Origin of the sequence: Pseudonocardia xishanensis, from assembly GCF_039541715.1 — a bacterium.
GTDB lineage: Bacteria > Actinomycetota > Actinomycetes > Mycobacteriales > Pseudonocardiaceae > Pseudonocardia > Pseudonocardia xishanensis.
In genome coordinates this window covers 119,580-131,330 of the sequence record NZ_BAABGT010000029.1, presented here as the reverse complement: position 1 = coordinate 131,330, position 11,751 = coordinate 119,580, and the positions used below count along the sequence as shown (strand labels likewise).

Here is an 11,751-nt window from a genome sequence, read left to right as displayed (position 1 = left end):
TGATCCGACGTCGCGAGGAGCTGAGGATGGACACCGTGGTGGCCCCCGAGACCGGGGTCCAGCGGGTGCCCCCCGCGCGCCGGACGTGGAACGCCGCGGTCCTGGTGCTACTCGGCGCGGCCTTCGCGGCCCTGGTCTGGAACCGGCGCTGGGTCAGCGACGACGGGCTGATCGTCCTGCGCACCGTCCGGAACCTGCTGGCGGGCGCGGGCCCGGTGTTCAACGCGGGCGAGCGGGTCGAGGCGAACACCTCCACCCTCTGGACCTACCTCCTCGCGCTGCCCAGCCTGGTCTGGTCGCCGAACTGGAGCGCGGTCGTGCTCGGCCTCGTGCTGTCGGTCGCGGGGCTCGTCCTCGCCGCCGACGCGGCGCGGAGGCTCTGGCGCGCCGGCGCGATCCTGCCCGCGGGCGCGCTCGTGGTGCTGGTGCTGCCGCCCTTCTGGGACTTCGGCACGTCGGGCCTGGAGACGGGGCTGATCACCGCCTGGCTGGGCCTGACCTGGTGGCTGCTGGTGCGCCTGCTGCGGTCCGGTCGCGGGGCCTGGCCGCTGGCCGTCGTGCTGGGGCTGGCCCCGCTCGTCCGGCCGGACCTGGCCCTGCTCTGGCTCCCCGTCGGCGTCGCGCTGCTGGTGCTCGAGTGGCGCTCGGGCTGGCGACGGATCCTCGGCCTGGCCGCGGCGGCGCTGGCGCTGCCCGCGGCGTACGAGATCTTCCGCATGGGCTACTACGGCCTGCTCGTGCCGTCGACCGCGCTGGCCAAGGAGGCCGGGGTGACGCGCTGGGAGCAGGGCGGCTTCTACCTCGACGACCTGCTGGGCACCTACGAGCTCCGGTGGGCGGGCGCGGGTCTGCTGCTCACCGTCCTCGCGCTGGGGCTGCGGAGCGCGGTGCGCCGCGGCGGACCGCCCGCGCCGCGGAAGGCGCCCACGGCGGTGGTCGCCGCCGTCCCGGTGGTCTCCGCGCTGCTGCTCGGCCTCTACGTCACCCGCGTCGGCGGCGACTTCATGCACGGCCGGATGCTGCTGCCCGCGCTGTTCTGCCTGCTCCTGCCGGTGATGGTGGTCCCACTGAGCCGGTTCACGATCGTCCCGGTGCTGGCCGTGGCGGTGTGGGCCGGGTTCTGCCTGACCTCACTGCGCCCGGCCTACGGCGCCACGCTCGGCCCGAACTGGATCGCCAACGAGCGGCTCTACTACGTCCTGCTGCTCGGCGAGCCCAACCCGGTCACCGCCGAGGACTACGCCTCGCACCCCATGGTCGCCGACGGCGTCGCGCGGCTGCAGCGCTCCGGTGACCCGTCGCTGGCGATCGTCGGCGGCGGGGACTGGTACGTGTACCCGTCCACGATGGACCGGGACACACTGGTGTGGCTCAACCTCGGCGTCGCCGGTGAACTGGCTCCGCTGGACACCCGGGTGCTCGACGGCGTCGGCCTGGTCAACCCGGTCGCCGGCCACGCCACAGGTGTCCCCGGGGGCCGGATCGGCCACGACAAGGACCTCACGCCGGAGTGGTTCCTGGCGGACGCCGGGGTCGAGGGGGACACCGGGTTCGTCGGGCCGCAGTACGTCGAGGCCGCCCGCGCGGCGCTGCTCTGCCCGCGGACGGTCGAGATGATCGACTCCTATCGCGCCCCGCTCACCCTCGACCGCTTCCAGCGAAACCTCACCGGCTCGGTCGACCGCACGTCCTACCGCTACCCGCGCCAGGCGGTGGACGCGGCCCGCTGCTAGGGCCGTGTCTCCCCGGCCGCCTGCCTAGGGCCGGTCCAGCGGGGGGTCGGCGGGGGCCTCCCCGATCGTGCCCACCTGCTGCCAGCCCCACATCGTCCGGGTGTCCCGGGCGACGTCAGGGGCGCCCGCGGGGACGTACGGGTCCAGCATGCGCAGCTGGCCCCAGTCGAAGTCCCACGCACCCTGCAGGTAGGTCGGCAGCAGCCGCTGCTCGGCGACCTGGCTGATCCAGCCCTGCGGCCCGCCCGTCGACGGGAAGCCCCAGTTGTCGCCGACCTCGCGCTGCTGGGTGTCGGCGAGGATCCGGTAGGCGGGCAGCTCGGCGACGCCGCGCTCGATCCCGAAGGGCCGCAGGCACGGGCTGGGGAAGGGCGTCGGCCAGTCGAGGTAGCCGACCGTGCCCGCCACCACGTCCGGCAGCGGGGTCAGCACCGGCACGCGCGGCTCCGCCACCGCCATCCAGCCGTTGTCACCGAGGGCCTCGTCCTTCGCCACCACCCGCACCTCGTCGGCGGTCGCGGCGGGCCGCCCGACGAGGTCGAGCCGGACGTCCCGCCAACCCGCCCCGGACGCCGCCGTCCCCAGCGGGTCGGCGGTCGCGGTGACCGTGCCCGACGAACCGCCCGCCTCGATGGTGTCGACGACGGCTCCGCCCCGACCGAACTCCAGCGCGAGCGAGGTCCCCGACCCGACCTGTCCGGCCACGCCGAGCACCAGCGGGGCCGAGCCGTCCCGGGCGGCGGCGGGCAGCGCGTACCACGTCGTCTGCAGCTCCCCGGTGTGCTGCGGGTCGGGGCTCCAGCTGCCCAGCACCCGGCCGCCGTGCGGCCCGGTGCCCGTGATGCCGGGATCGTGGTTGCCCTGGCCGTCGGTGTCCCGCCGCGAGCCGGGCCCGGTCGGGGGCACCCCCTCGGGGACGAAGCCCGCGGCGGAGGTGGGGCCTGCGGGGTCGACCGGGCGCAGGGTGCCCGCCTCGGGGTTCGTCTCGACGAGGATCCGGCCCGCCAGCCCGCACCGGGACCCGCCCGGGTCCGCGACGACGTCCGCCGCCAGCGAGAAGCTGCCCCACTGCTTCTGCACGCCCTTGGCCAACGTCGTGATCTGGAAGAGGACGAGCAGCGCGCACACCACCGCGATCGGGGCCGTGCCGATCCGCCGGGCCCGGGCGTCGAGCGGGCGCGGGACCGCGGGCCCGCGCAGGTGCTCGAACACGGCGTACACCAGCGTGGCCGCCGCGGCGAGCAGCAGCAGCGAGGTCGCCGAGACCCCACCGATCGACGGCGGCTTGTCGAACCACGGGACGCCCCAGTTCGAGACGTACCACCAGGTGTTGGGGCCCGCGAAGGCCAGCGCGGTCACCACGAGCAGCCCGGCGACCAGCAGTGCCTGGTTGCGCCGCGACCGCAGCACGCTCGTCGCGGTCGCGAGCGCGGCCACCGCCGCCATCCCGGCGCCGATCGCGGCGAAGGCGCCGAAGTGGTGGGTCCACTTCGTCGGCGTCAGCGCCAGCACCACGAAGGCGAGCAGACCCGAGCCGATGAGCCGCCGGGAGACCCCCAGCGCGGCCCCGGGGATGCGGCCGCGACGCAGCAGCACCGCGATGCTCACCCCGAGGCTGAAGACGAGCAGCAGCACCGGGAACCGGCGCATGAGCGAGCCGTCCCTGGTGTTCGAGAACAGCAGCTGGTAGCGGTAGAGCTCCTGGTACCAGGGCTGGTTGGGGCCGATCTCGGTGCGTACCCGGGTCGCCTCGGCGATGGTCTGCCAGGTCTGGTCGGCGAACACCGCCACCAGGACGACGACCCCCGCCGCGACCAGCGGGGCGAGCACTGCGAGCCGGCCCGCCGCCCGGGCCCGGCGCGACAGCAGCCGCAGCAGCGGACGGGCCGCGGCGAGCAGCGGGGCGAACGCGATCAGCCCGGTGGGCGTGGCCGCCACCGCGAAGGCCCCGGAGACCAGCGCCCCGGCGACGGGGAGCAGGCGCTGGAGCACCAGCGCGCGCTCGAGCAGCACCAGCGACACCAGCGCCGCGATCACCACGACCGGCTCGGGCCGCAGCCCGTTGTTGAACGGGATCCAGAAGCAGAGGAACACCCCCGCCGCGGCCCAGCCCACCGACCGGCTGCGCCGCACGCGGCTGCCGATCCGGGGCAGCAGGGCGCGGCTGATCAGGAACCAGGACGCGACGCCCATCGCGAACGCGGGCAGGCGCAGCCACAGCACCGCCTCGCTGACCTGGATCCAGCGCGAGTAGAGCTCGTAGAACCAGCCGAACGGCGCTTCCGGTACGTCGAACCAGCGGTAGTAGTTGCCGACGTAGCCCGAGGTCAGGTCGCCGCGGGCGATGGCGAGGATGTAGCCGTCGTCCGGGGTCATGCTGCCGAACACGGTGGCGCCCGCCAACAGGCCGACGACGCAGCCGTCCCGCCACCAGTCCCGGCCACGCAGCCGCAGGGCGAGCCGACGGGTGCCTGCCGATCGCCTGCCGTCCCGGTCGTCCAGCCGGCGCAGCACGAGCAGGCAGCCGACCAGCGCCAGGACGGCCAGCACCCCGGCGACGACCTTCGCCGCGGTCGGCGCGCTGTCGAACCGGTTGTCCGCGGCGAACCGGACCGCGGTGCCCGCCATCGGGTCCAGTGTGGAGTCCAGATCGGACCAGACCCCGGCGACCTGCGGTCGCTGGTCGCCGTCCGCGGCCGCCAGCTCGGCGCCCCCCAGCGTGACGGTCGTCCGGGTCGCGTCCGACCGGATCTCCAGCCCGCACTCCGCCGCGGGCAGCACGGTGTCGGCCAGCCGCCTGCCCCGGTCGTCGACGACGAGCCTGCCCCGGTCGACGCCCACGCGCAGGCCCACCGCGGCGCCGTCGGGCGCACCGGGTGCGGTGGTGGTCAGGACGGTGCCGTCCGCGGGGGAGCGGGCGTCGAGGCTGCGGATCGCGGCGCAGCCGACGGTCGCGTCGAACGACTCGGGACGCAGGGCGACGAGTGGCGCCACGACGGGCGCGGTGCCGCCCGCGGCGGTCGGCCAGCTCAGGTCGGCCGTGTTCTGCGTGACGGGCAGGAACGGGATCGCCAGCGACAGGGCGGCGGAGAGCAGCCCGAGGGCCGCCGCGAGCGCGCGCAGCCTCGTGGTCTGCTGAGGGGGAGCGGAGGCCTGGGGAGCCTCGGCCACCGTGTCGGTGGTCAGCACGCCGACTGACGGTAGCTGTCCGTGGTTCGGGCCGCCGACCCTGGGGCGTCGGGGTGGTCACAGGTCGTTCATCCGGTTCGGGGATACAGAATGACATCCTTGTAGTTCCCGCACCCTGAGTAACGCGCTAGGCCATTTGGGCGCTATGTAGGGGACACCCGTGACGGCCACCCGGCGGCACCGTTGTGGTCGATGTGACGACCACAGCCGAGCACGCCAGGGTGCCCGCCACGGGCCCCGCCCCCGGAACCCCGGCCGCCGAGCTGCGGGCACTGACCGGTCTGCGCATCGTCGCCGCCGCGTGGGTGGTGGTCTTCCACTTCCACTTCACCGCGCTGCCGGGCGTCGCGCTCGTCGTCGCTGCGCTGGGGCCGGTGGTGACGGCGGGGGCGCTCGGCGTCGACCTGTTCTTCGTCCTCTCCGGGTTCGTGATCGCCTACACGTACCTGGAGAAGCTCGGCCCGCGGATGACCGTGCGGGCGACCGGGCGGTTCGTCTGGGCGCGGGCGTGCCGCATCTGGCCCGCCTACGCGCTGGTCTTCCACATGTTCGGGATCTGGCTGGTCGCGCGGGCGGTCTACGGAACGGACCCGGACATCGCCTTCCAGGCCACGCAGCCCACGTTGTCGGTCGGCGAGTGGGTCCAGCAGCTGCTGATGGTGCAGCTGTGGGACCAGCCCTTCTTCGATGGCGCGTCCTGGGTCGGCTCGACCTGGTCGATCAGCGCCGAGTGGCTGGCCTACCTGCTGTTCCCGCTGGTCGCGGTGGTGTTCCACCGGATGCGGAACCTGCCGTTCGTGGTCCTCGCGGGCGGAGCGGTCGCGCTGATGGCCCCGATCGCGCTGGCCTACCTCCAGACGGGCAGCCCGTACTACCCCTGGAGCTGGGTGGTCCGGATCCTCTGCGGCTTCGGCGGCGGGATCATGACCTACCTGGCGGTGCGCAGGCTGCGCTCGCACGACGGGCGGGTGCGCCGGTCCGCGTCGATGGTCGCCTCCGCCACGCCGGTCGCGATCGTGCTGGGGCTGGTCGCGGGCGAGCTGGTCGGTCCCGGCCGGGGCGGCGCGGTCATCGTGCTCTTCCCGGTCCTGGTGGGATCGCTGGCGCTGGCCGACCGGGGTCTGGCGCGCTGGCTCTCCACCCCGGCGATGGTGCACGGCGGGCGCATCTCCTACGCGCTCTACCTGATCCACATCCCGATGTTCGAGATCTTCTGGCTGGCCCTGCGCCGGTTCGGCGGCTTCGGCGGCAGCACGCTGTTGGTCGCCGACGGCCTGACCGCCCACGTCGTCGGCCTCGCCGTCCTGCTCGCCACCCTCCCCGCCGCCCACCTGCTCTACCGCTGGGTCGAGGAGCCTGCGCGGACGGCGATGAAGAAGCTGCCGGGCCTGCTGCACGGCGCGGACGACCCCGCCGTCACGGCCCGCGCCCAGACCGGGCCGATGCCGCGGGTGTCCACCCCGCGCCACGCCGTGCCCGGCCAGGACCGCGTCGAGGGCACCCGTCCCGTGCACGGTGTTCCGGCCCAGGCCGTACCCCGCACCCGGCCGCTGCCGGTCGTCCCGGAGGTCGTCGTGCCGATGGCGGGGATCCCGTTGGACACCGACGTGGCCCGTCGCGACCCGGCGACCAGCGAGATCCCGGTCGTGCTGCCGGTGGCGGCGGCGGAGAAGGCCGTCGGCCTGCGGGGTGTGGACTGGCCGGAGCCCCGGCCGCGGCGCGAGGTCCGGGTGCCCGCGGTGGCACGGCGGAGCGACCCGATCCCGAACGAGGTCGCCCGTCGCGACCCCGCGACCCGCGCCCTGCCGGAGGTCCTGGTGTCCGTCGGGAGCGCGGCGCAGCCCGCGCTGCCCGGGTCCGGTCGCCCCGGCCCGGTGCCGTCCGGCCCCGGTCGTCCCGATCCGCGCCCGACGGTGACCCGTCCCTTCACGCCCGGACCCGCGGAGCTCGTGCCCGCCGGGTGGCGGCCCGTGGCCGCCGACATCCGGCCGGTCGGGCCCGCCCCGATCGCGGACGTGCCGGTCGGTGCGCCGAGCGTCCCGGTCGTGGCACCCCTGCCGGAGCAGCGGCCCGTGGAGCGCGTCCTCGCGGCCCGGAACGCGGAGCTCCGCTCGCCGCACCCGGAGCTCGCCGAGCAGCTCGTCGGGTCCGCGTTGGCCAAGGGCAGGCACCGGGTCCGCAACGTCCGCCCGCACGCGGCGCCGCACATCGCGGGCCAGCGCGGCCCGGACCGCCGGGGCCGGTCCGCGTAGCCCCGGCGGGGCTTGCGACGATGCGGCCGTGCACTCCGGTCGCCCCGATCCCGGCCCGTCCGGCCCGCTGGCCTGGTACCTGCGGCTCGTCCTGCACTACGTGGGGCGCGGGCCGTTCCTGGTGGCGGAGGACGGTGTGCTGCTGCGCAGGCTGGCCGACCACGGCCCCGCCTCCGGGGTCGCCGCGGACCCGGCGGGCGCCGAGCGGATGCGCAGCCGGGCGCCCGGCTGCCCCGTCCACCTCGGGCCGGGCGCGGTCTCGTCGGACTCGTTCCAGGGCATCGCGGCGTTCGACGTCCTCGCCCGCGGCGGGGACGACGACACCACCGTCGCGCACTGGGCCCGGATCCTCGTCCCGGGTGGCCGGGCGATCGTCCTGGTCCCCGATCCGGCGGGCCGCGGCCGCGCGCTGACCCGCGGAGACTGGGCGGGCGACCGGGCGGGCAACCGCACCCACGACGAGTGGCGGACCCTGTTCACCAAGGCGGGCCTGACGGTCCACCGCGAGGGCTCGGACGGCCTCACCCGCGGCCCCTACGGCAGAATCCCGACCCTGCTCGACCCGCGGACCGCGCCGGCCCGCACGCAGCACGGCATCGGCACCCTGTTCCTCAACCCCGGCGAGGGCGAGAACGCGGTGTTCGTCCTGGAGAAGCCGACCCCGTGACTCTCGGGGTCCCCGAGCGCCACTGAGCGACGCTCGGGGATCCCCGAGCTCACCAGCCGTCGACGTGCAGCACCTCGTCCAGGGGAGCGCGCGGGGCGGGCTTGAAGTCGGTGCCCTTCGTGTACGCGACCGGGAGGAGCACGCCCTGTCGGACCGTGTCCGGGATCCCGAGCAGCGCGGCGATCTCCTTCTCGTAGGCCAGGTGCAGCGTGGTCCACGCGCTGCCCAGCCCCCGCGCGCGCAGCGCGAGCTGCAGGCTCCATGCGGCGGGGAGCAGCGAGCCCCAGAGTCCCGCCTGGTTCCCTGCGGGCAGCTCACCGCCGGTGAAGATCGCCCCGATGACCAGCACCGGGACCTCGGCCATGTGCTCGGCGAGGAAGTCCGCACTGGACTGCACCCGCTCCTGCGTGGCCTGCCGATCCTGGTCCGCCCACTCCTTCCTGCCTGCGGCGCGGTAGGCCGCGAAGGACGTCGCGTACAGGTCCGCGACGGCCTTCCGCTTGTCCGGGTCGGTCAGCACGATCCAGTGCCAGCCCTGGGTGTTGCTGCCGCTCGGCGCCTGCAGCGCCACCTCGAGGGCCTCGCGCACCACGTCGAGCGGCACCGGCCGCTCCAGGTCGAGGCGCTTGCGCACCGAGCGGGTCGACGTCAGCAGTTGGTCGGGGTCCAGCGGGAGCAGCTCTGCCATGGCGCCGACACTAGAGCACCTGCATCAGACGGGCAGCCGGCGGAAGATCGGTCGCGGGACGTGCCGCAGCGCGGACATCACGAACCGCAGCGGTGCAGGCGCCCACACGAGCTCCGTCTTCGTGCGCACGGCGTGCACGATCACCTCGGCGACCGCCTCCGGTGTGGTGGACAGCGGCGCGGGCTTGAGGCCCTCGGTCATCTTGGTGTGCACGAACCCGGGCCGCACCACCGTCACCGTCACCCCGGACGGACGCAGGGCCTCGGTGAGCCCGGTGTAGAACGCGTCCAGCCCGGCCTTCGTGGAGCCGTAGACGAAGTTCGACCGCCGCGCGCGCTCGCCCGCGACCGACGACAATGCCACCAGGGAGCCGTGGCCCTGCTCCTTCAGCCGGTCTCCCAGCGCCACCCCGACCGACACGGCCGCGGTGTAGTTGACCTGCGCCAGCTCGACGGCCTTCGCCGCGTCCGTCCAGGCCTCCTCGTTGTCCCCGAGCAGCCCGAACGCCACGATCGCCACGTCGACGTCCCCCGCAGCGAACGCCTTGTCGACGACGGCGGCGTGGGTGTCGAAGGCCTGCGCGTCGAAGTCGACCAGCTCGACCGCACAGCCCCTGCCCTCGAGCCGGGTCTTCGCGTCGTCGAGACGAGAAGACGCGCGGCCTGCCAGCACGACGCGCAGCGGACGGTCGCCCGCGAACGCCTCGACGGTCGCCAGCCCGATCTCCGAGGTGCCGCCCAGCAGGAGAATGCTCTGCGGGTTCCCGACGGCGTCCATCACGACTCGCTCCGCTCGTTTCGGCCATCCATCATGCTCAGACCAGCTCCAGTCGTCGTGCCATGTCGGACGCGAACACGCCCTCGGGGTCCACCGTGGCGCGGATCTTGCGCCACTCGTCGAGCCGCGGGTAGCCGCGCCGGATCGCCTCCGGCGTGGTCCGGGACTCCTTGGCCAGGTAGTGCCTGCCTCCTGCGTCGAGCACCACGCGGTCCAGCTCGTCGCACAGCTCGCCGAGGCCGGGGCCGATCGGGATGTCGAGGCACAGCGTCCAGCCCGGCTTGGGGAAGGACAGCGGTGCGCGGTTGCCCTCGCCGAACCGCTTGAGCACGTTGAGCGCGGACACCTGCCCGGCCTCGGTGACCAGCGACAGCACGGTGCGGATCACGTCTCCCCGGTCCTCCGGCACCACGAACTGGTACTGCAGGAACCCGCGCGGGCCGTAGCCGCGGTTCCACTCGCCCGCGATGTCCAGCGGGTGCAGGAACTGGGTGATGTTCTGGATCGCGCCCAGCTTCGTGGGCGACTTGCGGTACCAGACCTCGGAGAACAGCTTGCCCGTGATCCTGTTCAGCATGCCCGGCGGGAAGATGTCCGGAACGGTCAGCAGCTGCGGCGCGTCGAACTTCAGCGGGTCGCGCCGCTGCTTGGGGGACAGGTCCGCCAGCGTCGCGTGGTTCGCCCTGGTCAGCAGGCCGCGGCCGAAGTGCTCCCCGGTCGTGACGGCGTCGAACCAGGAGACCGACTCGGCGTAGCGCTCGTCGTCCTCGGTCTGCCTGCGCATCAGGTCGGCGAGGTTGTCGATCTGCTCGGTGTCGACCTTGAAGTAGGCCGTCTCCACCGGGTGCAGCTTCAGCCGCGCCCGCACGACGACCCCGGTCAGCCCCATCCCGCCGACGGTCGCCCAGAACAGCTCGGACTCGGGACCGTCCGGCGTGAGCTCGCGGACCGACCCGTCGGCCAGCACGACCGTCATCGAGACGACGTGGTTGCCGAAGCTACCGACGACGTGGTGCGCCTTGCCGTGGATGTCCGCGCCGATCGCGCCGCCGATCGTGACCTGGCGGGTGCCGGGCAGCACCGGGATCCACAGCCCGAAGGGCAGCGCCCGCCGCATCAGGGTGTCCAGCGAGACGCCGGCGTCGACGTCGACGAGGTGGGAGTCGACGTCGATCGAGTGGATCGTGCCCAGGCCGGTCATGTCCAGGACGGTGCCGCCCGCGTTCTGCGCCGGGTCGCCGTAGGAGCGGCCGAGGCCGCGGGCGATGATCCCGCGGCGGCCCGCGGCGGTGATCGCGGCGCCGACCTCCTCCGGGGACCGCGGCGTGACCACGGTGGCGATCGTGGGCGCGGTGCGCCCCCAGCCGTGCAGGGTGCGGGTCTCGCCTGCTGTGCTCATCGCGGACGAGGGTATCGGCGAGCGGCCGATGAGTTCGCGGCGAGGGTGCGGTCTCATGCCGCATGGAGACCCACACGCTCGCGACCGACGAGGTCGACCTGGTCTACGACGTCCACGGCCCGCTCCCGACGGCGGACGGCCGCCCGCCGCTGCTGCTGATCGGCCAGCCCATGGAGGCAGGCGGCTTCTTCACCCTCGCCGGCTACCTCCCCGACCGCACGCTGATCACCTACGACCCCCGCGGCCTGGGTCGGAGCTCCGTCCGCCGGGACGGCCGGACGGACATGGACCCGGTCGTCCAGGCCGGGGACCTGCACCGGCTGATCGCGGAGGTCGGCGGGCCGGTCGAGGTCTTCGGCTCCAGCGGCGGGGCCGTGGTCGGGCTGGCGCTGGTCGCCGCGCACCCCGAGGACGTCGTGACCCTGGTCGCGCACGAGCCGCCACTGTGCGCGGTGCTCCCGGACGCGCCGGCCGCGAACCGAGCCCGCCAGGGCTTCTTCGACGCCTACTGGGCCAAGGGGTGGGGGGCGGGGATGGCGCAGTTCATCGCGATGACGAGCTGGCAGGGCGAGTACACGGACGCGTACTTCGCCCAGCCTGCCCCGGACCCGGCCCAGTTCGGCATGCCCTCCGAGGACGACGGGCGCCGCGACGACCCGCTGCTCTCCGACCGGGCGTGGGCCGTCAGTGACTACATCCCGGACGTCGAGGCGCTGAAGGCCGCGTCGACGCGCGTGGTGATCGCCGTGGGCGAGGAGTCCGCCGGTACCTTCACCGCCCGCACCTCCGAGGCCACGGCCGCGGCCCTGGGCCGGGAGGCGACCGTCTTCCCGAGCAACCACGGCGGCTTCCTCGGCCCCGAGTTCGGCATGCCCGGCAAGCCCGAGGAGTTCGCCGCCCGCCTCGAGGAGGTCCTGGCCGGCTGACCCGCGGGTAGGACACCACCGCCCGCGAGTGGGACTCCACCGCCCGCGAATCCGACACCACAGCCCGAGAGCCGCCCTCTGGGGGGTGTGCGACTCGCGGGCTGTGACACCCTGCGCCGG

8 protein-coding genes are annotated in these 11,751 nt (G+C 74.4%); 4 read left to right on the top strand and 4 right to left on the bottom strand.

What is annotated here, in order from left to right:
- The first annotated feature begins 26 nt into the window (after positions 1 to 26).
- Positions 27 to 1,733 (top strand): arabinofuranosyltransferase AftB family protein, encoded by a 1,707-nt coding sequence (locus ABD993_RS11515; protein WP_345415764.1) that lies wholly within the window; start codon positions 27 to 29, stop codon positions 1,731 to 1,733.
- Positions 1,734 to 1,757: 24 nt separating this feature from the next.
- On the opposite strand, the gene ABD993_RS11510 is transcribed toward ABD993_RS11515, so the two are convergent.
- A complete protein-coding gene (locus ABD993_RS11510; RefSeq protein ID WP_345415761.1) occupies positions 1,758 to 4,922 on the bottom strand; it encodes an arabinosyltransferase domain-containing protein in 3,165 nt (1,054 codons plus the stop codon).
- A 194-nt stretch (positions 4,923 to 5,116) separates the two neighbouring features.
- On the opposite strand from ABD993_RS11510, the gene ABD993_RS11505 reads away from it, so the two are divergent.
- Complete coding sequence (locus ABD993_RS11505) at positions 5,117 to 7,174, top strand: acyltransferase family protein (protein ID WP_345415758.1); 2,058 nt, start codon at positions 5,117 to 5,119, stop codon at positions 7,172 to 7,174.
- Between the two features lie 28 nt (positions 7,175 to 7,202).
- Complete coding sequence (locus tag ABD993_RS11500; protein ID WP_345415755.1) at positions 7,203 to 7,841, top strand: class I SAM-dependent methyltransferase; 639 nt, start codon at positions 7,203 to 7,205, stop codon at positions 7,839 to 7,841.
- Positions 7,842 to 7,890: 49 nt separating this feature from the next.
- On the opposite strand, the gene ABD993_RS11495 is transcribed toward ABD993_RS11500, so the two are convergent.
- Genes ABD993_RS11495 through dprE1 form a run of 3 tightly spaced genes read right to left on the bottom strand, consistent with a single transcriptional unit; the run spans position 7,891 to position 10,705 of the window.
- The gene (locus tag ABD993_RS11495; RefSeq protein ID WP_345415752.1) at positions 7,891 to 8,529 is read right to left on the bottom strand and encodes a nitroreductase family protein; all 639 of its coding nucleotides are present in this window, start codon (positions 8,527 to 8,529) and stop codon (positions 7,891 to 7,893) included.
- A gap of 24 nt (positions 8,530 to 8,553) precedes the next feature.
- Positions 8,554 to 9,309 (bottom strand): decaprenylphospho-beta-D-erythro-pentofuranosid-2-ulose 2-reductase, encoded by a 756-nt coding sequence (dprE2, locus tag ABD993_RS11490; RefSeq protein WP_345415749.1) that lies wholly within the window; start codon positions 9,307 to 9,309, stop codon positions 8,554 to 8,556.
- Positions 9,310 to 9,343: 34 nt separating this feature from the next.
- Positions 9,344 to 10,705 (bottom strand): decaprenylphosphoryl-beta-D-ribose oxidase, encoded by a 1,362-nt coding sequence (gene dprE1, locus ABD993_RS11485; RefSeq protein ID WP_345415746.1) that lies wholly within the window; start codon positions 10,703 to 10,705, stop codon positions 9,344 to 9,346.
- A gap of 62 nt (positions 10,706 to 10,767) precedes the next feature.
- Between dprE1 and ABD993_RS11480 the strand changes: the two genes are divergently transcribed.
- The gene (locus ABD993_RS11480) at positions 10,768 to 11,631 is read left to right on the top strand and encodes an alpha/beta fold hydrolase (protein ID WP_345415744.1); all 864 of its coding nucleotides are present in this window, start codon (positions 10,768 to 10,770) and stop codon (positions 11,629 to 11,631) included.
- Positions 11,632 to 11,751: the final 120 nt, after the last annotated feature.